Source organism: Cupriavidus necator, from assembly GCF_016127575.1.
In the GTDB taxonomy this organism is placed as follows: Bacteria; Pseudomonadota; Gammaproteobacteria; order Burkholderiales; family Burkholderiaceae; genus Cupriavidus; species Cupriavidus necator_D.
The window spans coordinates 3206164-3232197 of sequence record NZ_CP066018.1; the positions used below are offsets into that span (position 1 = coordinate 3206164).

The following is a 26034-nucleotide window of genomic DNA, read 5'->3' on the forward strand; positions in this document are numbered from 1 at the left end:
AGTTTCCCGGTGCCGCACCGAAGCTGTGCGGCCAGGCCTTGCGGCGCGCGCTCCGCAAGCATGACAGGAGCACGTGCCGCTTTTGTTCACACTGGTGGAAAAGACTGTTTGAAGACGCGCCGCCGCTCCAGCCTGACGCAATTGTCAGCGTTGCGTCAGGGTGGCGTCGGCTGCGCTCCCTAGACTCCATGCGTGCCCGGCCGGGCCGGTTTTCCCACTTGCACAGGAGTCCTTCCATGACCTCACCCAAGCGATCCCACCACCACGACAGCACAGGCCACCGTTCCGCGCTGCTGCGCGCCCTGATCCCGACCTTGCTGATGATGGTCGGCGCAAGCATTTCGTTGTCGGCCAAGGCTGCACCGCGGGCCGTTGACCCGTATACCGATGGCGCGGCCAGCGCGGCGACAGCCAAGGGCCGCTTCGATGTGTACAGCGACGGCGCCCGGGTGCGTGAACCGCGCGACACGTACACGGACGGCGCGCGCAGCGAGCCACGGCCCGCTGACGCGAACGGCTGAGCCCCGCAGCCCACCACCACCCATGCAGCCATCACGGCCTGCCATTAGGTGTGGCAGCGCCCGGCACCGCCGCCAGGGGCCGGCGATAGCGGGACAGCCGGTCCAGCGCGAGGTAGACCACTGGCGTGGTGAAGAGCGTCAGCGCCTGGCTGAGCAGCAGGCCGCCTACCACGGCCACGCCCAGCGGCTGGCGCAGTTCCGCGCCGGTGCCGAAGCCCAGCATCAGCGGCACCGCGCCCAGCAATGCGGCCAGCGTGGTCATCATGATCGGGCGCAAGCGTGTGAGCGCCGCCTCGTAGATCGCCTGGCCGGCGCTGATGCCGCGGGTGCGCTGCGCCGCCAGCGCAAAATCGATCAGCAGGATGCCGTTCTTCTTGACGATGCCGATCAGCAGGATCACGCCGATCAGCGCCATGATGGAAAAGTCGAACCCGCCCAGCCACAGCAGCGCGAGCGCGCCAATGGCCGCCGACGGCAGCGTGGACAGGATCGTCAGCGGATGCGCCAGGCTTTCGTAGAGCACGCCAAGGATGATGTAGACCGCCAGCAGCGCCGCCAGGATCAGCCAGGGCTGCCCGGCCAGGGCCTCCTGGAACGCCTGGGCCGAACCCAGGAACGTGCCCTGGATGGCGGCCGGCATGCCGATGCGCTGCCGTACCTGCTCCAGCCGTGCCACCGCATCGCCCAGCGGTGCGCCCGGCGCGAGGTTGAAAGACAGGTTGACCGCAGGGAGCATGCCGTGGTGCAGGATCGAGACCGGCCCGGCGCCCGGCGGCGCGATGCTCGCCACCGCGGCGAGCGGCACCATCTCGCCCGACAGCGGGGATCGCAGGCGGAACGACTGCAGCGTCTCGATATGCCCGCGCCCGTCGTCGTCGACTTCAAGCACCACCTGATACTGGTTGGTGTCGGTCTGGAACTCGTTGATCTGGCGCTGCCCGAAGGCGTTGTAGAGGGCCTCGTCGATATCGGCTGAGGTGAGACCCAGCCGCGCTGCCGCCGCGCGGTCGATGCGCATGCGGATGACATTGGCGCCGAGCTGCAGGTCGCTGGACAGGTCGCGGTAGAGCGGCTCGCCTTGCAGCGCGCTGGTGAGCCGCTGCGACCACGCATAGAGCTCGGCGGTTTCGTTGCCCTTGAGAACGTACTGGTACTGGGCCCGCGGCTGCCCCGCGCCGATGTTGATGTCCTGTGCTGCGCGCAGGTAGAGCCGGATGCCCGGCACCGCGGCCAGCCTGGGCCGCAGGCGGTCGATCAGGCCGCTGGCCGAGACGTCGCGGTCGGAACGGTCGTTGAGCACGATCCAGAAGCGGCCGTTGGCCAGGGTCTGGCTGCCGCCGGTCATGCCGACCGAATGGGTGACCGTCAGCACGGCCGGGTCGGCAGCGATGATGTCGGCGAGGGCGCGATGCTTGGCGACCATGTCCGCATGGGGGATATCCGCCGCCGCCTGCGAGGTGCCCAGCACGAATGCGGTGTCCTGCAGCGGGAAGAAGCCCTTGGGGATCAGCACGAAGCCTGCCACGCTGGCGCATACCGTCAGGCCGAACACCGCCAGCACGCGCGCCTGGCGCCGCAGGCACCAGCGCAGCCCGGCTGCGTAGCGCTGCCCCAGCCACGTGGACAGGTCCGCCTGGCGCGCGCCCGTATCGTGATGCGCCTTGCGCATGGCGATGCCCGCCAGCGCGGGCGCCAGCGTCAGCGACACCACCACCGAGATCAGTATCGCCATCGCCGAGGTCAGCGCGAATTCGCGGAAGAGGCGGCCCACGACCCCGGACATGAACAGCAACGGGATAAACACCGCCACCAGCGACAGGCCGATCGACACTACCGTGGGCCCGACCTCGGCCACGCCGCGGCGCGCGGCCTCGCGCAGGCCGAGTCCGGATTCGCGGTAGCGGTGGATGTTCTCCACCACCACGATGGCGTCGTCGACGATAAAGCCGACCGCCACCACCACCGCCACCAGCGTGAGATTGTTCAGGCTGAACCCCATCAGGTACATCGCCGCGCAGGTGGCCGCCAGCGACACGCCCAGCACCGCCGTCACGATCAGCGTGGCCGACCACTCGCGCAGGAACAGCGCCATCACGCCGATCACCAGCATCACAGCGATCAGCAGGGTCAGCTCGACCTCGTGCAGCGAGGCGCGGATGGTGCGGGTACGGTCGTTCAGGATCTCCACGCGGACATCGGCGGGCAAGGCACGCCGCAGGGACGGCAGCGCTTCGTTGATGCGATCGAAGGTCTGCACGATGTTGGCGCCGGGCTGGCGCATGACGGCGAGCGCCACGCCCGGCCGGCCATTCGGAAAGCCATTGACGTAGGCGTCTTCAGGCCCGACCGCAACCCGCGCGACGTCTTTCAGGAATACCGGGCCGCCGTTGCGCCAGGCCACGACAAGCTCGCGATAGTCGTCCGGTTCCAGCAACTGCCCATTGGTCTCCAGCGTGCTGACGCGCGCCTCGCCGTACAGCGCGCCCTTGGGCGCGTTGCGGCTGGCCGCGCGGATTGCGCCGCGGACGTCGGCCAGCGTCAGGCCCACGCCGGCCAGCGCCGCCGGCGAGGCCTGCACACGGATCGCGGGGCGGCGCAGGCCGGTGGCGTTGACCAGCCCCACGCCCGGCAGCTGCCCGAGCTGGCGCACCAGCACGCGCTCGGCGTAGTCGCTGACTTCGGTCAGCGGCAGCGTGTCAGAGGTGATGCCAAGGATCGCCACCGGACTGTCCGCGGGATTGACCTTGCGCCAGGTCGGCATTGCCGGCATGTCCGGCGGCAGCCGGCTGGTGGCGCGGTTGATGGCCGCCTGTACCTCTTGCACGGCGCTGTCGAGCCGGGTCTCCAGCGTGAACTGCAGCACGATGGTGACCGAGCCCAGCGCACTGGTCGAAGTCATCTCGGCAATGCCGGGGATTGCGCTGAACTGCACTTCGAGCGGTGTGGCAACCGACGAGGCAATGGTGTCCGGGCTGGCGCCGGGCAGCAGGGCGTTGACCTGGATGGTTGGCACTTCGGCTTCGGGCAGCGGTGCCACCGGCAGCCGGAAATATGCGGCCGCACCCAGCAGCACCAGGGCGGCAGCCAGCAAGGCGGTGCCGATCGGGTGATCGATGCACCAGCCATATAGCGAAGAGGATGATTTCACTTCAGGCTCTCGGGGCCGGGGTTGCGATCGGCACGGAGACGCGGCTGCCGGCGCGCAGCCGGGACTGGCCGTCCGACACCAGCTGGTCACCGGCGGCGACGCCCTCCAGCACGACCTGCTGGCGGTCCTGGTAGCGCACGCTGACGGGCACGATCTCCACGGTGTTGTCCGGCCTGACGCGGAACACATAAGGCTGGTCCTGTTCGCCGTAGCGCAGCACCGCGGGCCGGGCCACCAGCGCATCGCGCAGCAGCCCGGTGTGCAGCCGCACCGCGACAAACTGGCCCGGCCACAGCTCGCCGGCGCGGTTGTCGAACTCGGCCTTGACCCGGACCGCGCCATTGCCGGTGCCCACGCGGCTGTCGATCACCAGCAGGCGCCCCTGCGCCAGCGGCGCGCCGCCGTCGCGTGCATGCGCGTGCACGGCCGCGTTCGCGCCGCCGGCGCTCAGGTGTTGCAGCACCGGCAGCGCCGACTGCGGCATGGTGAATTCCACGGTGATGGGCGACAGCTGCGTGACGGTGAAGATCCCGTCGGCATCGCCGACCCGCACCAGGTTGCCTTCATCGACGTTGCGCAAGCCGATGCGCCCGGCGATGGGCGAGCGGATGCGGGTGTATGACAGGCGCACTTCCTCGGCGACGATAGCGGCGCGGTTGCCCTGCACGGTGGCGCGCAGCTGCTCGACGGTGGCGAGCTGCTGGTCCAGCGTCTGGCGCGGGATGGCATCGGCGGCGATCAGCGTGCGGTAGCGCCCAAGGTCGAGCTCGGCCGCGCGCAGCTGCGCCAGGTTCATCGCCAGCGTGGCGCGGGCCTGACCCAGTGCGGCCTGGATCGGCCGGTCATCGAGCGAGGCCAGCAGCTCGCCGCGGGCCACCTGCTGGCCTTCGCGCACATGCAGGCGCATCAGCTGGCCGTCGATCTGCGTGCGCACCACCACGTCGCGCAAGGGCCGGACGGTGCCGACGCTTTCCGCCTGGCGGGCGACGTCGCGTGCCTCCACGCGCGCCACGCGCACAGGAACAGGCGGTGGCGGCGGTGGGGGCGCATCGGACTGGCTGCGCCGGACCAGGCCGAGCGTGCCGAGCGCGAGCACGCAGAGCGCCGCGGCTGCAAACCACAACCGTCGCGCATAAGGCCCGAGCGCCGCGAGCAGATAGGAGGTGAGGGAGAACGCAGGCATGGCAGTCGGACCCGCCGGATCCACAAGTCATTGGCATGCTGGTTTATAGCCAACGGAGGCGGTTGGAACGGTGACGCCAGCCTGTCAGGGCTGTCAGGAAGGCCGCGGCGCGCGCGCATGCGGTAGTCGCAGCGTGCTTGCTGACGGCTTTGCCAGTTGCCTGTCAGCACGCCGTTGGCTGCGGGCAGCTAAGCTACGCGGTTTATCGATTGGCAGGGCCGGGCCATCATGCCCGGAATCTGGCGCACGGCAGCGACGCTGCCAGTGAGGGCAGACGATGTGGAGGACAGGTTGAGATCCAACCGCAACAAGCTGAACGCAGCCAGGGCCGTGCTGGGTGCCATGGCACTGACCGTGGCAGCGTGCGCCGGCATCGGCAGCGGCGGCTCGCTGCCCGCGCGCGCGAGCTTCAGCGATTACCGTAGCGAAACCCTCAGCCAGCTGCAGGCGCGGCGCCACTTCCAGCTTGCCGACAAGGCAGCCGAACTCGCGTGGAACGGCCCCGGCGAATGGCTGCCGGCGCTGTCCCGTGCCGGAACGAAGCCGGAGAAGGGCATCCTGCTGATCCACGGCCTTGGCGATTCGCCGTGGTCGTTCCATGACCTCGCCCGGCAGCTCGCCGCGCAGGGCTTCCTGGTCAGGACCGTGCTGCTGCCCGGTCATGGCACCCGGCCGGAGGACCTGCTGGACGTGACGCTGGAAGACTGGCAGCGCGTGGTGCGGGAGCAGGCCGAGGTGCTGCGCCGCGATGTCGGGCAGGTCTACCTGGGAGGCTTCTCCACTGGCGCCAACCTGGCACTTGAATACGCCTACGCTCACCCGGACGTGGCGGGGCTGGTGCTGTTTTCACCGGCATTCCAGTCCAACAGCCGCTACGACTGGCTGACCCCGCTGATTGGCTGGATCCGCCCATGGCTGCTGGAGCCGGACGGGCGCCGGCCGATGCAGAACGCCGTGCGCTACATGACGGTGCCAACCAACGGCTTCGCCCAGTTCTACCGCAGCAGTCGCGCGGCGCGCCTGCGGCTGGAGCAGGGGGCCTACGACAAGCCGGTCTTCATGGCGGTGGCGCAGCACGATTCGGTGCTCGATACCCGCTATTTGCTGACCGTGTTCCAGGACAGGTTTACGCATCCCGCAAGCCGCCTGATCTGGTATGGCCAGAGGCCGGAAACCACGGCGGACAGCGGCCGCGTGCTGGTGCGTGGCGATACGCTGCCGCAATTGCGGATCAGCCAGTTCTCCCATATGGGTTTGCTGTTCTCGCCGGCGAATCCGCTGTACGGGGAACAGGGCCGCCTGCGCATCTGCTGGAACGGGCAGGATGAGTTGGCGACGCGGGCTTGCGAGCGTGGCGAGGCCGTGTGGTATTCGGACTGGGGCTATCGCGAAGCCGGCAAGGTGCATGCGCGGCTGACGTTCAATCCCTATTTCTCCTGGCAAGGCGAGGTGATCGCGGGGGTTTTCGCCGGCGCGGACTTGCGTGCCGGCGACCGTGCGCCAGAAACGCAGCGCATGACGCGGGACGACAACGGCAGCAGCCCGCAGGCGATGTAGGCGAATGCAAGGCAGGCAAGCCACCGGCAGTCCGCGCCCGGCTCCGCCGCATGGAGGAAAACCCGGGCCTGTCCCACGGCGCATCAGCCTCTAACATGAAGTACCCGCCGCCATCGCGGCAAACAACGATAACGCGGAGACTTCACACATGGATCGTCGAAAGTTCCTGAGCGCCGCGGCCATCGCGGCGACCGCCGGCGTCGCGCCGCACGCCATCGCGCAGCAGTGGCCGGCGCGCGCCATCCGGCTGGTCGTGGCCTATCCGCCTGGTGGCGGCACCGACGTGGTGGCACGTTTGTTTGCCGACTACCTGACGCGCGTGACCGGGCAGTCGGTGGTGGTGGAGAACAAGCCCGGCGGGGCCACCATTCCCGCCACGCAGGACGTGATCCGCGCCAGGAATGACGGGCAGACGCTGCTGGTGACGCTGGGTTCCTCGGCCACCTCGGGCGCGCATATCAACCGCGTTCCTTACGACCCGTTGACCGACCTCACCGCGCTGGCGGAACTTGGCCGCGCCCCGGTGCTGCTGGCGGCCAACAAGGATGCGCCGTACTCCACGCTGAAGGAACTGATCGCCTATTCCAAGGCGAATCCGACCAAGCCGATCCACTCGGCCTCGTACGGTCCGGGCACCTCGTCGCACTTCGGTCCGCTGCTGTTCAACCGGCTGGCAGGCACCAACCTTGAACCGGTGCTGTACAAGGGCTCGGCGCCGGCCACGCAGGACCTCGTGGGCGGCGTGGTGCCGCTGATGATCGACGGCCTGACCACCGGCGTGCCGCTATACCAGGCCGGCAAGACCAAGGCGCTGGCCACCACCATCCCGGAACGCTCTGATCTGGCGCCCGGGGCGCCTACCTTCCGTGAGCAGGGCTTTCCTGAGATGGAGCAGCTCAGCGGCTATTTCGCGCTGTTCGGCCCCAAGGCCATGCCCAAGGCCACGGTCGATGCGGTCTCTGCTGCGGTGCGCAAGGTGCTGGCCGACCCGGCCTACCAGAAGCGGCTGGCAGGCGTTGGCGTGCTGCCGCCGCAGGCGGTCACGCCTGAGGCCTTCGCCGCGCAGATCCGGACCGATCATGCGCGCTGGGGGCAGTTCATCAAGGATATCGGCTTCAAGATCGATGGGTGAGGGCGCCGCGGCAGCGTCGGCGTGTGCGCGGGTGCATCGGCGTGGGTGGCGAGAGGCGGATTCTTGTCCATACTGAACTTGACTGGCGGGCTGTCGCTGCCCGCCGGGATCAATCGCCCAAGGAGAAGAATCGTGTTCAAGCACATCTTGCTGGCCACCGATGGCTCGGAACTGTCAAAAATGGCAATGGATGCGGCCATTGGCTTTGTCAAAGCCGGCGGCGCCAGGCTGACGGCCTATACGTGCATGGAAGAGTATCCCTACGTGGCGTCAGGCGATGCCGGCCATCCCAGGCGCAAGGCCTTCGAAGAGCAAGAGGCCGCACATGCAAGCGCCAGGCTGGAAGCGGTTGTTGCTGCGGCCAGGGCCGCGGGAGTCACATGCGAAACGGATATGACGACTTCGGTACCCTACAAGGGCATCATCGATGCGGCCGCGAGGCACGGGTGTGACGTGATCTTCATGGCGTCGCACGGCCGCAGGGGCCTGGAGGGGCTGCTGGTCGGCAGTGAAACCCAGAAGGTTCTTACCCACTGCCGGGTTCCTGTCCTCGTCTACCGCTAGACACTGCGCGGCGTGCCGCCGCGGGTGCTGGCGTACTGTCGAATCCACCTCACGGGGGGAACCTGCCATGACGGAAATGGAACAGGAGAAAGTCGTCGGTGTGCTGGATCGAATACTCGAAGCCGAGCTCGCCGGGGTAGTGCGCTACACGCACTATTCGTTCCTGATATTCGGCTTCGGCCGCATTCCCATCGTGTCGTGGCTGCGTGAGCAGGCGAATGAGTCGCTGCTGCACGCGCACCAGGCCGGCGAATGGATCACGACCCTCGGCGCCTATCCCTCGCTTGGCATCGGCGAGCTGCTGGACACCCACACGACCGATATCGGCGCGATCCTGCGTGAATCGCTCGCGACCGAGATGGAGGCCCTGGACCTGTACCGTGAGCTGCTAAGCCTGGTCGAGGGGCGCTCAGTCGCGCTGGAGGAGTATGCGCGGCAGTTGATCCAGCTGGAGGAACTGCATGCGGGAGAGGTCGAGAAAATGCTGCGCAAGCCCGGCCTTGCGGCGACGGTGCAGCCGCGACAGGGCTGATCTGGGCCGGCCCGCTGCCTTCTCGTGCGTGCAAAAGCGCGCGTGCCACAAGGTTTCGCCCCCATTGCTTTCGTCCCCGACGCCGGGAGCAGGGCACAGGCCGCGTCACCGCACCGGCCATCCACCCCCATCGCGCGCCGCGCCAACCGAGCTGGTTGCCAGCGCCAATGTCGCCGCGGCGGCGAGCGCTCCGTGATAGGCGTCAGCTGACGCGTTCCGTGCCGGCAGCAACTGGTTCTGTGCCAGGTTGGCTTCGGTGAGGTTCGCATGTGCGCGGCTATGGCAAATGCTTGCCGGGAAGCGTGGGTGCAGGTCCGCGCGTGCTGACCGGACGTGCGCTACGCGGATCGGCGGCTTGCCGGCCTGGCTTTGCCGTATTGTCCCTGCGCCCAGTGGGCGTGCCGCGACTGCTGTCGGTGCGGTGCGTCGGACCGGAGAACGCGCCGATCCTGACTTCCTCGCCCATCCCCCCGACGACATGCTGCGCAAAGGCGGCCCCCGAGGCGGTCAGCATGGCGATTGCCATCAGCGGGTACGCGTGGATCTTCTTCATTTTTGCCTGTTTTTCGTGTGGTGGGCCCGGGCGGGCAAGGTTCAGGCAGCGGAGGGTAAATCAAGCGGATGTCCGTGTATGTAAGCTATTGTTAGCGCGATTTGCTCCGCCAACCAAAGAATATGAAAAGTGCTTGTTAGCGCATGCGCGATCAAAGCGCCGCGGTGAAAGGCGGGATACCGGCCGCGACCATCAGCGCCATGGATAGCGGGAAGAGGGCGCTGATGTGTGCCGTGGCGCTGGCGAAGGAGTAGTGAGCGTAGCAATAGATCGCCGCCACCAGCATATAGACGGCCAGCCGGTGGAAGCCCTCGAGGTGTGCCCCGAACTCCTTGCCGAACCAGGCAACCATGCCGTACTCATTGAGTTTGGAGGCCAGCATGATCAGCAGGCCGATCCAGATCATGGTGTCCCAGGCGGATTTCTCGTTCAGGGCATCCTCCCAGGTCAGCACGCCGGTGATGAACAGCAGCGAGACGCCGAGAGCCGCCGCCAGCGTTGCGCCGATGGCCAGGTCCTCACCGAAAATCCAGAGCACCAGCAAGCCAAGGAAAATTGCCGCCATGATGATTTCCTTGGCGCCGATGATGGCGACGGCCGCCATGGGCAGGGGCGGTCATGATGCCGGCGATGGTGGTGACAAATACCGCGAACATGTGCCACGCCTTCACCGCGAGGCCGGCCGGCGCCGGCAGGAACCAGAGCACGATGCCGATTCCCACCGGGACTAGAAATCTCCAGAGATCTTTGAGATGCCCTGCGGGGGCCGCTGGCTTCGCGGCGGGGGAGCTTCCAGCGCCTGGCCTTCGGCCCGGATTCGCGCAACATCGATGATGACCACCTCCGCGCTCGGGATAGCCACGGCCGCAAACAGGGCCGCCGAGCCGCCAACCAGTCCTGCGCCGACCACGACGATCTTGGGTTGATGCATTGGCATGCCTCCGACGTGCGTGGATAGTCGAATACCTGAATCAGGGGCCAGTCCGTGAACGCCGACGACAAATGTGGCGTGAGGGACGCGGGGCAGGCGAATAACCGTTCGTATGCTATGGTTTATAGACCTTTCCGGTAGAAGCGCCGGCGTCGTGCCGGCGCCGCCGAACGACGGCATGCCAGCAGACGGGGCTCGAGGAGTAAGTCATGCATCCCAGCAAGCTAATCGTGGCGGCGATACTTGCCGCGGCAACTCTTCCGGTGCTGGCACAGCCCGAGACGCGCGTGGACACGGTGTCGGGCGTGGGGGCTACCAGGACCACCGGCACGGTCAAGGCCACTGCCACGGTGGTGGCCATCGATGCCGCCACGCGCACCATTTCGCTCAAGAACAAGCAGGGCAAGGTCACGGACGTACAGGTCGGCGAGGACGTGCGCAACTTCGAGCAGCTCCGCGTGGGCGACATGGTCACCGTCGAGTACACGCAGGCCTTGTCAGTGGCTCTCGCCAAGCAGAGCGGCATGCGCTCCAGCACCGAACGCGAGACCGCCGAGCGGGCCGCTCCTGGCGCCAAGCCCGGCGGCATGGTCGGGCGCGAGGTGACGGTCACTGCCGATGTGGTGGCCGTCAACGCCAAGACCGGCATGGTGACGCTCAAGGGGCCAAAGGGCAAGACGGTGGACGTGCATGTCGAGGATCCGGAGCAACTGAAGGCGGTTAGACGCGGTGACCAGGTGCAGGCCGTCTACACCGAAGCCCTTGCCATTTCTGTCACGCCCAGGCGTGCCCGCTGAGTAAGGCGGCGCCGGGTGGGAGCATGCCAATGGGTTTTCTGCGGTGGTTGCGCTGGCGCAATGCGCAAGTCCATGCGCACGGCAAGCAGGAGATTGCCGAGCTGACCGAGCGCGTGACCCGGATCTATCCGCGCTTGCGGCTGGTGTCACGCTACCAGCAGCGGCTTCGGCCTGCGCTCGAGCAAGCGCAGGACTACGTGCGCGAACTCGTCCAGGGTCTTCCCGCGCCGCGGGAAGCCAGCATGCAGGCATGGGGTGACGATCCCTATGTTCACGCCTTCTTCGGCGCGCCGCGTGACGTGCCGCTGGCCTTCAGCCGCTCTCCTGAACTGCGCGCGTTCTTCGAACAGTCGCCCGATGCGCCGCAGGCGTTTGCGGTGCTGGGGATGGCGATGACCGAGCGGCGCACGCTCGGGGTTGCGCTGGAAGGGGATGTCATGCGCACGGAAGTGCCGCAAACCACCGTCAGTTTCGGCGATCACAAGGTCAGGATCATCGCTCGCAGCGAGGCCGCGCTGCGCGAGGAAATTGTCCGGCGCATGTTCGATCAGTTCAGCATGGAGGGTCTCGCCCGTTTCGCTGCCGGCAAGTCACGCCGCGACGTGCTCGCGCGCGAGCAGGCGCTGCTGGTGGCGCGCCTGCGCCTGCTCCAGCAGCAAGGCACCGGCATGCGTTCGGTGCTCGGCGGCGATGCCGACGCAAGTCCCGGCGAGCAGGCCGCCCTGGGCGGGCAGATTGCCGCGAACGAGCAGGAACTTGCGCAGCTCGGCCCCGAAACCGGGGCGCTTGACCGTCAACTGGAATGCCTGGCCGAGGTCCTGGCGGACGCACGCTCCTGCTTTTCCATCGAGCAAAGACACTTGCGGCTTAGTGCCATGAACGTGCTGCTCGCGGCGGACAGCGCGGGGCCGGCATACGACATCGACCTGCTCACTGCCCACGTCCCGGGCGATCCTCCACTGGTGCGATCCATCGCACTGGTGCGGTTCGCGCGTGGCGACATGCTGTCGCCGACCGCCCTGATCGAGGAGGCGGAGCGGCTGCTGTGACAGCGGGGATGGTGGCGCGCCAGGCAGTGGAGAGCGGCGCGGTGGAATGCGCGCTGGCGCTGGGCTTCGAGTTCATGCAGCCGGGCCCGCTGAAGAGCGCGTGGACTGACCGCGAGGCGGCCATGGTCGAGTTCACCAACATCGCCGCCCCGATGGTGCAGGATGCGGTCGAGGCCGGCGTGCCCGCGCGCGCTGACGCTGTTCGGCGGCGCCGGCCGCGAGCACATGCAGCGCTACGGCACCAGGCTGGAGACCTTCGCCAGGATCCGCGCCAAGGCCAGCCGCCACGCTGCCAACAACCCGCTGGCCGTGTTCCGCACCGTCGTCACGGAAGCAGACGTGATGGCCGAGAAGGTGATGTGGCCCGGCGTGATGACCCGCTCGATGGCCTGCCCGCCGACCTGCGGCGCCGCCGCTGCCATTGTCTGCACCGAAGCCTTCGCGAACAAGCACAACCTGCGCACCGACGTGCGCATCCTGGCCCAGTCGCTGACCACCGACGTGGCCCCGAGCTTCGAGCCGCCTTCGATGATCGGCCTGGTGGGCTTCCATATGGCCGAGGCGGGCGCGCAGGCCGTGTACGAGCAGGCCGGCGTCGGCCCGTCGGATATCCAGGTCTGCGAACTGCACGATTGCTTCGCGCAGAACGAGCTGCTGAGCTATGAGTCGCTGGGCTTCGCCAGGGCCGGCGAGGCCGAGAGGATGGTGCGGGACGGTGACAACACCTACGGCGGCAAGGTCGTGGTCAACCCGTCAGGTGGGCTGCTGTCCAAGGGCCACCCGCTGGGCGCCACCGGCCTCGCGCAGTGCTACGAGCTGACTCGCCAGATCCGCGGCAGCGCCGGTCCGACGCAGGTGGAAGGCGCGCAGCTGGCGCTGCAGCACAACCTCGGCCTGGGCGGCGCCTGCGTGGTGACGCTGTACGGCCGCGGCTGAACCAGATCCCGACAATCCAGAGGAGATCAGATGGCTGACAAGAGCATGATTGGCATGGACCTCGGCAAAGGCTCCATCGAGGTGGAGAAGGGGCGCCTGCGCTTCTTCGCCAAGGCAACCGGCGAAACGAATCCGGTCTATATCGACGAAGCCGCCGCGCGCGACGCGGGGCATCGCTCACTGCCGGTGCCGCCGACGTTCTTCATGTGCCTGAACAGCGATGTGTCGGCCGCATCGGGCATCGACCGCATGAAGGTGCTGCAAATGGACCTGGGCCGCATCCTGCACGCTGAACAGGCCTTCGACTATCACCGCATGGCCTACGCCGGCGACACGCTGCACTTCGACACGACGGTCAGCGACGTCCACGACAAGAGGGGGGGCGCTGCATCTTGTCGTCAACACCACCCGCGTGACCAACCAGGACGGCGAACATGTCGCCGACATGCGCAGCACCCTGGTGGAACGCCGCGGCTGATCGCGCACAAGGAGAACAGAACCATGCAAGCCCCCCCGTTTCGCCGACGTGAAGGTTGGCGACAAGCTGCCGAGAACGCATTGCCGGCTACAAGGTCCCCCGCAGCGTTGAATTCGTGGAGGCGTTGCCTTTGTCGAGCGTCGGCAAGGTGCTCAAGCACGAACTTCGCAAGCAACACTGGAAGTCGGCGTTTGCTGGCATGCAGCCTTGCTCAAGCTTGCATGCTGACCGCTGCTTCACGCTGCGTGGGCACCACGACCGGGTTCAGGAATGCCGGCGCCAGGCCAGTCAACTGTTCCGCGGCCGCTCGCAAGGGCGGCAGGAAGCGCTTCACCGCTTCCTCCCTCGTGACTTCGCCCGAGGGCAGGTTGACGCTGATCGATGCCACCACGTTGTGGTGTTCGTCGCGTACCGGTACGGCGAGGCCTGCGATGTGCTGGTCGAATTCTCCATCCACCCACGCATAGCCATCGCGGCGCACGGCAGCGAACGCTTCAAGCAATGCTGCCTTGTCGTGCACGGTGCGGTCCGTGTAGGCGCGCAGGGAGGCCTCGTCGAGAAACTGCGAGAGAAATTCCGTGGTCTGGAAGCCCAGCACCGCCCGGCCTGGTGCTGTGGCGAAGGCCGGCACATGGCTGCCCACGCCAAGCCCCAGTGAGCGGATCTTCAGCGACGGAATGCGCAGGACATATACCGCATCGTGCCCGTCGAACACACACATGCCGCACGACTCGGTGACCTGCGTCCACAGGGTTTCCAGCGCGCGTTGCGCGTGCCCCCAGAAGGGCAGCGAGGTCAGGTAGGTCATGCCGAGGGTAAGGATCTTCGGGGTCAGGCGAAAACCCCGCGTTTCGGATTCCGCCGCATAGCCCAGCTCGCACAGCGTGAGCAGGATCCGCCGCACCACGGTCCGCGGCAGGCCAGTGGATGCCGTGATGCTGGCAACGGTGTGCGTGCCGCTGCGCCCGAGCGCGTGGATAACGGCCAGTCCGCGGGCAAAAGAGCGTACGAAGCCATCGTTGTCGGTAGTAGTCATGTCTGTACGAGGTCTGATTTCAGGTTGACATTGTAGCAAGGCCGGACGTAAAGTTCGAAAAAACGGGCGGTAATGACCGCTAGGCGGACATAAGTGTCCGAAAAAAATTAAACAGGAGACAACCATGAAGCGGCGTTTTCTTTGCCAGGCGCTAGCCTGCCTCGCTGTCGTGTCCACCTCGGGCCTTGCATTCGCCAGCCCGTCCCCCGAGACCTTCCAGGCCAAGCGTCCTTTGCGCCTGATCGCGCCAAGTTCGCCCGGCGGCATCCTTGACCTGACCAGCCGCCTGCTCGGCAAGACGCTGTCTGAGCAGCTGGGGCAGCCCGTCGTCGTGGAGAACCTGCCTGGCGCGGGCGGCGTGATCGGGATGCAGGCCATGCTGCGCGCGGAACCGGACGGCCACACGCTGGTGATGGGCAGCCTTGGCCCCAATGCGGCCAACTACGCATTGCACGACAAGCTGCCTTACAAGTTCGAGGACTTTGCACCGGTGGCGCATGTGCTGACGATGCCGGACGTCGTGGTGGTCAACCCGAAACTGCCGGTCAAGACCATTGCCGAGCTGGCGGCCTATGCCAGGACGCGCCCCAACGGCTTGTCCATGGCGGTGTCGACGAGCGGTTCTTCCGGCCATCTCGCCGGGGACCTGCTGAAGCAGCGCGCCGGCATTACCGCCGTCGACGTGATCTATCGGGGCGCATCGCCGGCGCTGACCGACCTGGTGGCGGGGCAAGTCGATTTCATGGTGGACAACCTCATCACCGCATTGCCGCTGGTGCGAGCCGGCAAGCTGCGCGCGCTTGCGGTCACGACAAGGCAGCGTGCCCCGGAACTCCCGGATACGCCGACCATGGCCGAATCCGGTTACCGCGACTTCGACGTTTCGGTCTGGCTCGGCCTCTTTGTCTCGTCCAGAACGCCGCCCGCGGTGGTGCAGGCGTTGAATGTTGCCGTCAACAAGGCGCTGGCCGATCCTGCTCTGCGCGAGAAGCTGGCGCAGCAGGGCGGTACGGCCGCGGGCGGGTCGACGCGGCAGTTCGACAGCTTCGTGCGCGCCGAAAAAGCCCGCTGGGAGCAGGTCATCAAGGACGGCAACATCAAGCCCGAGTAAGCGCGAACAAATTCATCACTCTCTTCTTGCAGACAACGCCATGCAAAACAATTTCAAGGACAAGGTCATCCTCGTCACCGGAGCCGGCAATGGCATCGGCCGTGCCATTGCCATGCTGCTCGGCGCGCAGGGCGCCAGGGTGGTCGTCAACGACCTGGGCTCCAGCGGCAGCGGCGAGGGCAGTGATGCCGGACCAGCCCAGAAGGTGGTTGACGAGATCCGCGCAGCCGGCGGGAAGGCTGTGGCGAACACCGATTCGGTCGCGACTGCGGAGAGCGCGCAGGCCATTGTCGATACCGCCATCCGCGAGTTCGGCCGCATCGATGGCGTGATCAACAACGCCGGCATCCTGCGCGACCGCATCTTCCACAAGATGAGCACCGCTGAATGGCAGGCGGTACTGGATGTGCACCTGAACGGCGCTTACTTTGTCAGCCGTGCCGCGGCGCCTTATTTCAAGGAACAGCAAGGCGGCACCTACGTCCACATGACCTCCACCACCGGCCTGGTCGGCAATTTCGGGCAGGCCAATTACGCCGCCGCCAAGCTTGGCATCGTGGCGCTGTCGAAATCCATCGCGCTGGACATGGCCCGCTTCAATGTCCGTTCCAACTGTATTGCCCCGTTCGCATGGAGCCGCCTGATCGGCACGCTGCCCAGCGAAACCGAGGCCGAGAAGAAGCGCCTTGAGCGGATGCAGGCGATGAAGCCGGAGCAGGTTGCCCCGGTTGCCGCGTTCCTGTCTGGCGATGATTCGGCGGACGTCAATGGCCAGGTGCTGGCCGTGCGCGGCAATGAGCTGATCGTCATGAGCCAGCCGCGCCCGGTGGCGTCGGTGCATCGCGCCGAAGGCTGGACGCTGGAGACGCTGGCGGAGCATGCCGTGCCGGCGGTGAAGCGCGCTTTCACGCCGCTGGAGCGCTCGCCCGAGGTGTTTTCCTGGGACCCGATCTGAGAACGGAGGTACGCAGCGATGGCCATCGACTATCACCGCCTGCGCTCGTGGGCGTTCTTTGACCAGGTTTCCAGCTATGCGGCGAATGACAACATTCGCTATGCGCTGAGCCTCGGCTTTGGCACCGATCCGATGGACGAGGCGGACTTGCCCTTTGTCTTTGAGGAAGGACTGAGCGTGGTGCCCACCTTCCTCGCCACCGTCGGCGCGCCAGGTGCATGGGCAAGCGACCCGGGTACGGGCATCGACTGGATGCAGATCCTGCACGGCGAGCACCGGATGCGCTTTTTTTCAGTGCCCGCGGCGTCTGGCGCGGTACGCAGCCAGACGCGCGTCAGCCGCGTGGTGGACAAGGGCGCCGGCAAGGGCGCGCTGGTGGTCACTGAGCGGCGCATCGAGGACCAGGCCAGCGGCGAGTTGCTGGCGACCGTCGAGCATGTGTCGTTCTGCCGGGCTGATGGTGGCTTTGCCTGCGCCGCCACGCCCGGCGATGCACCGCTCGAGCCATTGCCGGCGGTGCCGGAGCGCGCGCCTGACATGATCATGTCGATGCCGACCCAGCCTTCCGCGGCCTTGCTGTACCGCCTCAATGGCGATCGCAATCCCATCCACGCACTGCCCGCCGCCGCCCGGCAGGCCGGCTTCGAGCGGCCGATCCTGCATGGCCTTTGCACTTACGGCATGGCATGCCGGGCGCTGCTGAAGCAGGCTTGCGGTGGCGATCCGTCGCGCCTGGCCAGCCTTTCGGTGCGCTTTTCATCGCCATTCGTGCCTGGTGAAACGCTGCGCGTGGAGATGTGGCGCGGCGAAGGGCAGGTCCGGTTCCGTGCGCTCGCAGACGAGCGCAATGTGGTCGTGCTGAGCCACGGCGTCGCCGACCTGCATCCGTAATCAAGGAGTCAAGATGTCCGTGATCGAGCAATTCGCCCGTGCCACGCCCGACCGGGTTGCCTACCGCATGGTGCCGTCCGGCCAGGCGGTGACGTGGGCCGAACTGGAGCAGCGTTCGCGACAGTGCGCTGCCGCACTGCTGGCTGCCGGTCTGCGCGAGGGCGACGGCATTGCCGTGCTGCTGGAGAACCATGTCCGCTATTTCGAGATCCTTTGGGCCGCGCACCGGATCGGCTTGTACTACACCACGATCAGCCGTCACCTGAAAGCCGACGAGGTGGAGTACATCGTGCAGGACTGTGGCGCCCGGGTACTGTTCTGCTCGGCGCAGACCCTTGGCGACCTTGCGCCCGGCGCCCTGGCATCGCTTCGGGTCACGCGGGTGCTTCTGGATGGGAGCGAGCCGGGCTACAGCAACTATGAAGCGTGGCTGGAGCAGATGCCGGCCGATGTCACGTTGCCGCGCACGGTGGAGGGAACTGACTTCTCATATTCTTCCGGCACCACGGGCAGGCCCAAGGGCATCAAGCGTCCACTGCAAGGCGCCAACGCTTTTTTCCGCACCGGTGATGACGCTCGCCTGGGCTGGAAGTCGCTGGACCGCGATACGGTCTACCTGTCGACCGCGCCGTTCTATCACACTGCCCCGGTGCGCTGGAACATGGCCACGATGCGCGCCGGAGGCACCTCGGTCATGATGGAAAAGTTCGAGCCGCTGGCGGCGCTGGATGCGATCGCGCGCTACGGCGTGACCCATAGCCAGTGGGTGCCGACCATGTTCGTGCGCTTGCTGCGGCTGACTGCGGCGGAGCGCGAGCGCTTCGACCTGTCCACCATGCGCTATGCGATCCACGCCGCCGCGCCGTGTCCGATCTCAGTCAAGCAGCAGATGATCGACTGGTGGGGGCCGATCCTCTATGAGTTCTACAGCGGCACCGAACTGGTCGGGCGCACCTCGCTGGACTCCGTGGAATGGCTCGCGCACAAGGGGTCGGTCGGACGGCCCGAGTTCGGGCAGGTACACATCGTCGGCGACGATGGCAATGAAGTGCCGCAGGGCCAGACCGGCGTGGTCTACTTCTCCGGCGGCGGGACCTTTGCTTACCACAATGATCCGGAGAAAACCCGGCAGGTCTATAACGACCGTGGGTGGGCCACCTATGGGGACGTCGGCTACGTCGATGCCGACGGCTTCCTTTACCTCACGGACCGCCTTGCCAACACCATTGTCTCTGGCGGCGTCAATATCTATCCGCAGGAATCCGAGAACGTGCTGATGAGCCATCCGGCGGTCTTCGACGTGGCGGTGGTCGGCGTGCCGAATACCGAGTTCGGCGAGGAAGTGAAGGCGGTGGTCCAGTTGCACGAGCCTGAGCGGGCGTCGCCGGTCCTGGCCGAAGAACTGATCGCGCTTTGCCGCAGCAGGATCTCCCCGATCAAATGCCCGCGCTCGGTCGACTTCGTCGCGGCGCTGCCGCGCACCGAAACCGGCAAGCTGCTCAAGCGCGCCGTCAAGGCCAGCTACTGGCCAACCGAAAACCGAATCGCGCATTGAGCGCAACTGATGCCATGTCCCGACAAGAAGCCAGCTACCACGCGCCGCGCAAGATGTTCGCGCCGGAGCACGAGATGTACCGCGACAGCGTCGCCCGTTTCCTGGCTGACAAGGTCATGCCCGGACACGCCGAATGGGAAGCCGCTGGCCTGGTTCCGCGCGATCTCTGGCGCGATGCCGGCGCCCACGGCCTGCTGTGCCCCGGCTTGCCCGAAGCCTACGGCGGTGCCGGCGGCGACTTCCTGCACAGCGCCATCGTGGTGGAAGAGATCGCCCGGGCCCTGGCCAGCGGCGTGACGGGGTTCACCACGCACTCGGAGAACGTCGCGCCGTACCTGCTGGAGTTCGGCACCGAGGCGCAGAAGCGTGAGTTCCTGCCGCGCATGGCCAGCGGCGATGTGGTTGGATCGATCGCGATGACCGAGCCGGGGGCGGGTAGCGACCTGAAGGCCATCCGCACCAGCGCTGTCAAGGTGGATGGTGGTTACCGGCTCAACGGCCAGAAGACCTTTATCACCAATGGCTACCACGCTGACCGCGTGCTGGTGTTCGCCAAGACAGAGCCGGCCGCCGGTGCGCGCGGCATCAGCCTGTTCTGGGTCGACACCACCAGCCCCGGGTTCAGCCGCGGCCGCCTGCTGGACAAGATCGGCCAGAAGGCCCAGGACACCGCTGAACTCTTCTTCGAGGACGTCCTCGTGCCGGACGACATGCTGGTCGGCGAGCGCAATGCCGGCTTCGGCTACGCCATGAGCGGGCTGGTGCGTGAGCGCCTGCTGATCGCCTTGCGTTGCGCCGTGGCGCTGGAGGTGGCGCTTGACTGGACCATCGCGCATGTCAAGGAACGCCGTGCCTTCGACAAGGCGCTGATCGACAACCAGTTCATCCGCTTCCGCCTGGCCGAAATCAAGACGCATGCGTGTGCCACGCGTGCCTTCGTCGACAGCTGCCTTGAACAATACCTGGCCGGCACGCTGACGCCCGATGGTGCCGCCATGGCCAAGTACTGGGCCGGCGAGGCCACGCGGGCCATCGATGACCTGATGCAGTTCTTTGGCGGCTACGGCTATATGCGCGAATACCCCATCGCCCGTGCCTACACCGACGTGCGTCCGAACCGGATCTACGGCGGTTCGGCCGAAATCATGCGCGAAGTCATCGCGCGCGCACTCTGAATTCACCATGACCAAGAACCTCTCTCGCTCGGTCGCCATCGTGGGTGCCGCGGAATCCGACCTGGGCAAGGTGCCCGGCAAGACGGCACTGGAGTTGCAGGCGCAGGCCGCGCGGCTGGCGCTGCAGGGCGCGGGGCTGTCGCTGCGCGATGTGGATGCCGTGTTCGCGCATACCGATGACCGCTTTGCCACCGTGCAGCTGGCCGAATACCTCGGTATCCAGCCACGGTACGTCGACTCCAGCAACGTCGGCGGCATGTCCAACCTGATGCACATCCGCCATGCGATGGCGGCCATTGCCGCCGGCATGTGTTCGGTGGCGCTGGTGACCTATGGCAGTACGCAACTGTCCGACGGCTCGCGCAAGAGTGGCGCCGTCGCCCCGGATACGCCGGAGTCGCCGCGTGGCCAGTTCATCGCGCCTTATGGCCAGCTCAGCCCGATCGGCTACTACGCAATGGTTGCCCAGTTGCACATGCATCGCTACGGCACCACGTCCAGGGATCTCGCCGAGGTGGCAGTGGCGGCGCGGCGCTGGGCGCAGCTGAATCCGAAGGCATACCGGCGCGAGCAAACCAGCATCGAGGAGGTCATGGCGTCGCCTGTGATCGCGTCGCCGCTGCGTACGCGTGACTGCTGCCTCGTCACGGATGGCGGTGGCGCACTGATCATCACCTCCGCCGATCGTGCCCGAGACCTGAAGTCGAAGCCGGTCTATGTGATGGGCGCAGCCGAGACCTTCTCGCACCACTACACCCCGTTCAGCACGGCGGACTGGCTGGATACGCGCGTCGCCGAGACGGCGGACGAAGCGTTCGGCATGGCTGGCGTCACCCGCGAAGACATCGACGTGGTGCAGATCTATGACCACTTCACCATCGGCGTCATCCAGTCGCTGGAAGAACTGGGCTTTTGCAAGCGAGGCGAGGGCGGTGCCTTCGTCGCCGATGGCGCCCTGGGCCCGGGTGGCCGCTTCCCCATCAATACCTCCGGCGGCGGCCTTTCCTACGGCCACCCTGGCATGTTCGGCATGTTCGTGCTGATCGAGGCCGTGCGCCAGTTGCGCGGGGAGTGCGGCGAGCGGCAATTGCCCGATGCCGAACTGGCGCTGTGCCATGCGCCCGGACTGGTCTTCTCCTGCAACACCACCATGATCCTCGGAGTCTGAAGCATGAGCGAAGCACAACGTCCCCTGCCGCGTCCCACCGAGATCACCGAAGGCTACTGGCATGCGGCGGCGCAGGGCCGGCTGGTGGTGCAAGGCTGCCGCGCCTGTGGCCACCGCCAGTTCTATCCGCGCACGCTGTGCCTTGCGTGCGAATCGGACCAGGTCGACTGGACGGAGGTCTGCGGCTTTGGCTCGATCTATACCTTCACCATCAACCATCGCGCACCCAATGCCTTCATGAAGGCGCGGCTGCCGTACGCCGTTGCCATCGTCGAACTTGACGAAGGTGTGCGCATGATGGCGAACATCCTCAACGCATCGCCCGAGGCCATTGCTATCGGCAAGCGCGTGCGAGTGGTGTTCGAGAAGGCGAGTGACGACGTGAGCCTGCCGCAGTTCGAATTGATCGACTGACCCAATCCTGCCCCAAGGAGGGCCCATGCCCATCATCACTGTGCCGCGGCGGCGTGCTGCCCTGGCCGCGCTGGCGTGCATCGCCGCACTGCCGGCCTGGTCGCACGCCGCGGACGATTCTGCCTATCCGCAAAAGCCCATCCGGCTGGTCGTGCCATTCCCGGCCGGAGGCGGATCCGACACCGTGGCCCGCTTGCTCGGCCGCGAGCTGACGGCGATGTGGGGCCAGACGGTGGTGGTCGAGAACAGGCCCGGTGGCAGCGGCGCGATTGGCACAGGCGCGGTCGCGAAGGCTGCACCGGACGGCTATACGCTGCTGTTGGGCGCAACGCCGCTGGTGCAGTTGCAGGGCGCCTACAAGTCACTGCCCTATGACACCTTCCGCGACTTCGCGCCGCTGGCGCGCCTGGCGCTCTCGTCGGACGTATTTGCCGCTCCGGTATCCACCCGCGTTGCCAGCGTGAGCGAGCTGCTGTCCGCGGCCCGGGCCACGCCTGGCAAGATCAGCTACGGCTCCTACGGCAACGGCACCTCCTCCCACATGCACGGGGAATTGCTGCGGATGCAGGGGGACGTCGACCTGACCCACGTGGCCTACAAGGGCGGCTCGCCACTGATCCAGGACTTGCTGGGTGGGCAGGTGAGTTCCGGGTTTGTGGATGTGGCCAGCGGCAAGGCCGCGCTCAACTCCCCGAAGATCAAGGTACTGGCCGTCACGGGCGAGCGCCGGCTGGCGCTGCTGCCGGAGGTGCCGACCTTTACCGAACTGGGCTACCGTGATTTCGAGCCAAACGGCTGGTATGGCCTGTTCGTGCCGGCGGCGACGCCGAAGGCGGTGACGGACAAGCTATCCGCGGCGGTGCTGGCAATCCTGGCCAAGCCGGCCATGCAAACGGCGATTCGTGAGCAAGGCCTGGAGCCGGGAACGCTGGAGCCCGAGGCATTCCTGAAGCTGATGCGGCGCGACGCCGAGATCTGGGGACGGATCGCGGCCAACGCGCGCATCACGCTTGACTGAGCGGTGTCGCAGGCCGGGCCGCCCTCCCTGTTCCGGGGAGGCCGCGCCTGGCCGGACGGCTGATAGCCTCCAAGACTCCAACGTACTGTACGGAAGACCTTCACTTTCATGCTGAATCAGGGGGATCGTTCATGCTTTCCGGTGTAAAAGTTGTCGAGATTTGCGGGATCGGTCCAGGCCCGTTCTGCGCGATGCACCTCGCCGATCTCGGCGCCGATGTGATTGCCGTGGAACGCGCGGCACCGGCCAACGATGCGGCGCTATCCACCGAAGGCTACGTGCTGAACCGGGGCAAGCGCTCGGTGGTTGCCGACCTGAAAACGGCCGAAGGGCGTGAGCTGGTGCTGGCACTGATCCAGGATGCCGACGCGCTGATCGAAGGCATGCGCCCCGGCGTCATGGAGCGCCTGGGGCTGGGCCCGGATGTCTGCCTGCAACGCAATCCCCGCCTGGTCTACGGGCGCATGACAGGATGGGGGCAGAGCGGCCCGATGGTGCAGGCCGCGGGGCATGACAACAACTACATCTCGCTTTCCGGCGCGCTGTACTACCACGGCACGCCTGCAGAGCCGCCGTCGTCGGCCATTACCGTGGTGGGCGACGTCGGCGGTGGCGCGCTTTACCTGGCGGTGGGCCTGCTGTCAGGCATCCTCAACGCCCGCGCCACCGGAAAGGGAACCGTGGTGGATGCATCCATCGTGGATGGCTCGGCCCATATGCTGCAGCTGTTGCTGTCCACGCGCCGCAAGGGCTTCATCACCGGCGAGCGCGGCAACAATATCCACGATGCCTCTCATTTCTATTCGACCTACCGCTGCGCGGACGGGAAGTTCGTCACGCTCGGCTCGATCGAGCCGCAGTTCTACGCGCTGCTGCTGGAAAAGCTGGGCCTGACCGAGGATCCGCGCTTCGCCCGGCAATGGGACCGCGAGCGTTGGCCGGAGCTGCATCGGCACTTCGAAGAACTCTTTGCCACCAGGACTCGCGCGCAATGGTGCGCTCTGCTGGAAAACACCGACGTCTGTTTCGGCCCGGTGCTGAGCCCGGAAGAGGCCGCCGGGCATCCGCACCTTGCCGCGCGGGGCGTCTACTTCGAAGCGGAGGGCCATCTGCAGGCTGCCCCCGCGCCGCGCTTCGATGGCAAGGCCATGGCGGCGGGCGCGATTCCACGGCGCGGCCAGCACACTGGCGAGATTATGGCCGCAACAAACGCCAGCCACCCCAGCGGCATCTGGAAGACCGGCTGATTGTTGATGCGCTGGCCAGGCCAAGAGCCGGCCGGCGCGGTTGCGCGCTGGACGATGGCCATGACGTCTCGGCTTCCACCGCGGCATGACCGCGGGCTGCTGCTTCCCGAAATTTCCCACTCGATCCTGAACGGTGCCTTGACGGCTCCGCGCTATGCCGCGTCGGCTGCTGTCGACGCGATGCCATGGCATGGCAGGCGGCGAGTGCGGCTGCACGTTCCCGCGTGAGGCACTTCCACGAGAAAACATAAGGTTTTCTTATCAAATCGGGATGAATTTCTAACTGGAAGCTCTCGTGCCAGGAGGCCATCATGCAGCAGTCAGACACGCTTCGAATCCACGTACGAGCCAGCATGCGATGGCCACAAGGGCAGAAGATGGCAGAGAACAATATCACTCAGGACGCAACGATTTCAGGCGCACGTCCTTTGACGTCAGGCGCCGAACGCAACCGTGAGCACATGCTGGCGATGCTGGGCCAGGTGCGGGAACTGGAGCAACGGACGGTCAGAAAATCTGCAAGGGCGGCAGATTCATTTCATGCCCGAGGCAAGCTGTTGCCACGGGAGCGGCTGGCGCACCTGCTGGACGCCGACCGCCCGTTCTTTGAACTCATGACCCTGGCCGGGTATTGCGGCCTCGAAGATCCGGACCCGGCCACCAGCGTACCCGGTGCGGCACTCATAGTCGGCATCGGCTATATCGAGGGGGTGCGCTGCATGATCGCGGTAAACGACTCGGGCATCAGCGCCGGTGCGATGCAGGCGCTGACCGGCCAGAAGCTGATTCGGGCGCAGGAGATTGCGCTTGCCCAGAAGCTGCCATTTGTCCAGTTGGTCGAAAGCGCGGGGGGGAACCTGCGCAAATACCGGGTCGAACGCTTCGTCGTGGGTGGCGGCATGTTCTACAACCTGGCGCGGCTGTCCGCGGCCGGCGTGCCGGTGGTGTCTCTCATCCATGGATCTTCGGCCGCTGGTGGTGCCTATCTGCCGGGACTTTCCGACCACGTCATCATGGTGCGGCGCCAGGCCCATGCGTACCTGGCCGGGCCCTCGTTGCTGCGTGCCGCGACAGGCGAGGAGGCGAGCGATGAGGAGCTCGGTGGGGCCGACATGCACGCCAGCGTCTCCGGCCTCGCCGACCACGTCGCCGACAACGATCTTGATGGCATTGCCTGCCTGCGAGAGGTGATGGATACGATCGGTTGGCGCGATGTGCCGGGCGGCGAGAGCTGGGACGAGCCCCTTGAGCCTGCCGGGGACCTGCTGAGGCTGATGCCGGTCGACACCCGCACGCCCGTCGACATGCGCGAAGTGATTGCGCGCATTGTCGATGGATCCCGCTTCAGGGAATTCAAGGCGATGTACGGGGCTCACACCGTCTGCGGTCATGCCCGTATCCAGGGGCACCACGTGGGGATCCTGACGAACAATGGGCCGCTCGACTGCGATGGCTCCACCAAGGCGGCGCAGTTCATCCAGTCGTGCGTGCAGTTGGGCCGGCCGCTTGTCTTCCTGCAGAACATCACCGGCTTCATGGTCGGGCGCGAGCATGAGCAGGCGGGGATGATCAAGCACGGCGCCAAGCTGATCCAGGCGCTGTCCAATGCGCCGGTGCCGCGCCTGACCATATTGTGCGGTTCGTCCTTTGGCGCCGGCAACTATGGCATGTGCGGCCGCGCCTTTCGCCCCGACTTCCTTTTCTCCTGGCCGAATGCGCGCACGGCGGTCATGGGCGGCGAGCAGGCCGCCATGACCATGCGGCTGGTCGCCGAGAACGCCGCCCGCCGCAGCGGAAACTCCGCCGACGAACGGGCGATCGAGGCCGAGAGCCGCGACATCGTCGCTACCTTCGATCGTCAATCCAGCGCGATCCACACCAGCAGCCTGCTGCTCGATGACGGGATCATCGACCCGAGAGACACGCGGTCCTGGCTGGGCATGGCCCTGGCCACGGTGGAACAGGCGAAGCACCGCACCGTGCAACCGATGCAGTTCGGCGTCGCCCGCCTCTAGCCACAAGGCGGCGCTGCGCGCCGGCACCTTCGCGTGCCGGGCGGCTTGCCGCGCCCCATCCCTTCGAA

The 26034-nt window shown here is 66.6% G+C and carries 24 protein-coding genes and 2 pseudogenes; 19 read left to right on the forward strand and 7 right to left on the reverse strand.

From position 1 onward, the window contains the following. Positions 1–236: 236 nt before the first annotated feature. Positions 237–521 carry a hypothetical protein gene (locus I6H87_RS15025; RefSeq protein WP_011615530.1) on the forward strand — a complete coding sequence of 95 codons (285 nt, stop codon included), beginning with the start codon at positions 237–239 and terminating at the stop codon, positions 519–521. Positions 522–552: 31 nt separating this feature from the next. Here I6H87_RS15025 and I6H87_RS15030 read toward each other — a convergent pair whose 3' ends face one another. Together I6H87_RS15030 and I6H87_RS15035 are read right to left on the reverse strand one after the other, a co-directional pair. Beyond that, positions 553–3669: an efflux RND transporter permease subunit gene (locus I6H87_RS15030; RefSeq protein WP_011615529.1), complete on the reverse strand. Its 3117-nt coding sequence runs from the start codon at positions 3667–3669 to the stop codon at positions 553–555. Between the two features lies 1 nt (position 3670). After that, complete coding sequence (locus I6H87_RS15035) at positions 3671–4852, reverse strand: efflux RND transporter periplasmic adaptor subunit (RefSeq protein WP_011615528.1); 1182 nt, start codon at positions 4850–4852, stop codon at positions 3671–3673. 291 nt (positions 4853–5143) lie between these two features. Between I6H87_RS15035 and I6H87_RS15040 the strand changes: the two genes are divergently transcribed. The 4 genes from I6H87_RS15040 (at position 5144) to I6H87_RS15055 (ending at position 8637) form a co-directional block, all read left to right on the forward strand. Beyond that, on the forward strand, positions 5144–6409 hold the full coding sequence (locus I6H87_RS15040) for an alpha/beta hydrolase (protein ID WP_231881351.1): 1266 nt from the start codon (positions 5144–5146) through the stop codon (positions 6407–6409). 148 nt (positions 6410–6557) lie between these two features. Further along, positions 6558–7541, forward strand: coding sequence for a Bug family tripartite tricarboxylate transporter substrate binding protein (locus I6H87_RS15045; protein ID WP_010810580.1), 984 nt, complete (start codon positions 6558–6560; stop codon positions 7539–7541). A gap of 132 nt (positions 7542–7673) precedes the next feature. Next, positions 7674–8105, forward strand: a complete 432-nt coding sequence (locus I6H87_RS15050) for a universal stress protein (protein WP_010810581.1) — start codon at positions 7674–7676, stop codon at positions 8103–8105. Positions 8106–8172: 67 nt separating this feature from the next. Continuing rightward, entirely contained in the window at positions 8173–8637 is a 465-nt protein-coding gene (locus I6H87_RS15055) for a ferritin-like domain-containing protein (protein WP_010810582.1), read from the forward strand. A gap of 277 nt (positions 8638–8914) precedes the next feature. On the opposite strand, the gene I6H87_RS15060 is transcribed toward I6H87_RS15055, so the two are convergent. The 4 genes from I6H87_RS15060 to I6H87_RS15070 all read right to left on the reverse strand — a co-directional run bounded on the left by I6H87_RS15060 (position 8915) and on the right by I6H87_RS15070 (position 10121). Then, the gene (locus I6H87_RS15060) at positions 8915–9190 is read right to left on the reverse strand and encodes a hypothetical protein (RefSeq protein WP_010810583.1); all 276 of its coding nucleotides are present in this window, start codon (positions 9188–9190) and stop codon (positions 8915–8917) included. Between the two features lie 151 nt (positions 9191–9341). Beyond that, positions 9342–9794, reverse strand: coding sequence for an anion permease (locus tag I6H87_RS15065; protein WP_010810584.1), 453 nt, complete (start codon positions 9792–9794; stop codon positions 9342–9344). Further along, positions 9709–9912, reverse strand: a complete 204-nt coding sequence (locus I6H87_RS34325; protein WP_307162078.1) for an anion permease — start codon at positions 9910–9912, stop codon at positions 9709–9711. The genes I6H87_RS15065 and I6H87_RS34325 overlap by 86 nt, the downstream gene beginning before the upstream one ends. Positions 9913–9917: 5 nt before the next feature. Further along, on the reverse strand, positions 9918–10121 hold the full coding sequence (locus I6H87_RS15070; RefSeq protein ID WP_011615526.1) for a hypothetical protein: 204 nt from the start codon (positions 10119–10121) through the stop codon (positions 9918–9920). Positions 10122–10330: 209 nt separating this feature from the next. On the opposite strand from I6H87_RS15070, the gene I6H87_RS15075 reads away from it, so the two are divergent. The 4 genes and pseudogenes from I6H87_RS15075 to I6H87_RS15090 all read left to right on the forward strand — a co-directional run bounded on the left by I6H87_RS15075 (position 10331) and on the right by I6H87_RS15090 (position 13381). Next, positions 10331–10918: a hypothetical protein gene (locus tag I6H87_RS15075; protein WP_011615525.1), complete on the forward strand. Its 588-nt coding sequence runs from the start codon at positions 10331–10333 to the stop codon at positions 10916–10918. 29 nt (positions 10919–10947) lie between these two features. Beyond that, a complete protein-coding gene (locus I6H87_RS15080) occupies positions 10948–11967 on the forward strand; it encodes a hypothetical protein (protein WP_010810586.1) in 1020 nt (339 codons plus the stop codon). Continuing rightward, positions 11967–12903: pseudogene (locus tag I6H87_RS15085) on the forward strand (thiolase C-terminal domain-containing protein); the annotation flags it as partial. The gene I6H87_RS15080 and the pseudogene I6H87_RS15085, both read left to right, overlap by 1 nt. 30 nt (positions 12904–12933) lie before the next feature. Continuing rightward, a pseudogene (locus I6H87_RS15090) lies at positions 12934–13381 on the forward strand (MaoC family dehydratase N-terminal domain-containing protein). Positions 13382–13592: 211 nt separating this feature from the next. Here the strand turns inward: I6H87_RS15090 and I6H87_RS15095 are convergent. Continuing rightward, on the reverse strand, positions 13593–14417 hold the full coding sequence (locus I6H87_RS15095; protein WP_010810590.1) for an IclR family transcriptional regulator domain-containing protein: 825 nt from the start codon (positions 14415–14417) through the stop codon (positions 13593–13595). Between the two features lie 124 nt (positions 14418–14541). Here I6H87_RS15095 and I6H87_RS15100 point away from each other — a divergent pair, with 124 nt between their 5' ends. The 10 genes from I6H87_RS15100 to I6H87_RS15145 all read left to right on the forward strand — a co-directional run bounded on the left by I6H87_RS15100 (position 14542) and on the right by I6H87_RS15145 (position 25966). After that, complete coding sequence (locus tag I6H87_RS15100; RefSeq protein ID WP_011615523.1) at positions 14542–15528, forward strand: Bug family tripartite tricarboxylate transporter substrate binding protein; 987 nt, start codon at positions 14542–14544, stop codon at positions 15526–15528. Between the two features lie 40 nt (positions 15529–15568). Then, positions 15569–16483 carry an SDR family NAD(P)-dependent oxidoreductase gene (locus I6H87_RS15105; RefSeq protein WP_011615522.1) on the forward strand — a complete coding sequence of 305 codons (915 nt, stop codon included), beginning with the start codon at positions 15569–15571 and terminating at the stop codon, positions 16481–16483. Between the two features lie 18 nt (positions 16484–16501). Further along, complete coding sequence (locus tag I6H87_RS15110; RefSeq protein WP_010810593.1) at positions 16502–17374, forward strand: MaoC/PaaZ C-terminal domain-containing protein; 873 nt, start codon at positions 16502–16504, stop codon at positions 17372–17374. 13 nt (positions 17375–17387) lie between these two features. After that, complete coding sequence (locus tag I6H87_RS15115) at positions 17388–18929, forward strand: acyl-CoA synthetase (protein WP_011615521.1); 1542 nt, start codon at positions 17388–17390, stop codon at positions 18927–18929. A 14-nt stretch (positions 18930–18943) separates the two neighbouring features. Then, positions 18944–20104 carry an acyl-CoA dehydrogenase family protein gene (locus tag I6H87_RS15120; protein WP_011615520.1) on the forward strand — a complete coding sequence of 387 codons (1161 nt, stop codon included), beginning with the start codon at positions 18944–18946 and terminating at the stop codon, positions 20102–20104. Positions 20105–20111: 7 nt separating this feature from the next. Continuing rightward, positions 20112–21272, forward strand: coding sequence for an acetyl-CoA acetyltransferase (locus I6H87_RS15125; RefSeq protein WP_011615519.1), 1161 nt, complete (start codon positions 20112–20114; stop codon positions 21270–21272). Positions 21273–21275: 3 nt separating this feature from the next. Further along, positions 21276–21686 carry a Zn-ribbon domain-containing OB-fold protein gene (locus I6H87_RS15130; RefSeq protein WP_011615518.1) on the forward strand — a complete coding sequence of 137 codons (411 nt, stop codon included), beginning with the start codon at positions 21276–21278 and terminating at the stop codon, positions 21684–21686. Positions 21687–21711: 25 nt separating this feature from the next. Next, positions 21712–22704: a tripartite tricarboxylate transporter substrate binding protein gene (locus I6H87_RS15135; protein ID WP_011615517.1), complete on the forward strand. Its 993-nt coding sequence runs from the start codon at positions 21712–21714 to the stop codon at positions 22702–22704. A 131-nt stretch (positions 22705–22835) separates the two neighbouring features. Further along, positions 22836–23951, forward strand: coding sequence for a CaiB/BaiF CoA transferase family protein (locus tag I6H87_RS15140; protein WP_011615516.1), 1116 nt, complete (start codon positions 22836–22838; stop codon positions 23949–23951). Between the two features lie 461 nt (positions 23952–24412). Next, positions 24413–25966: an acyl-CoA carboxylase subunit beta gene (locus tag I6H87_RS15145; protein WP_231881425.1), complete on the forward strand. Its 1554-nt coding sequence runs from the start codon at positions 24413–24415 to the stop codon at positions 25964–25966. Positions 25967–26034 lie beyond the last annotated feature (68 nt).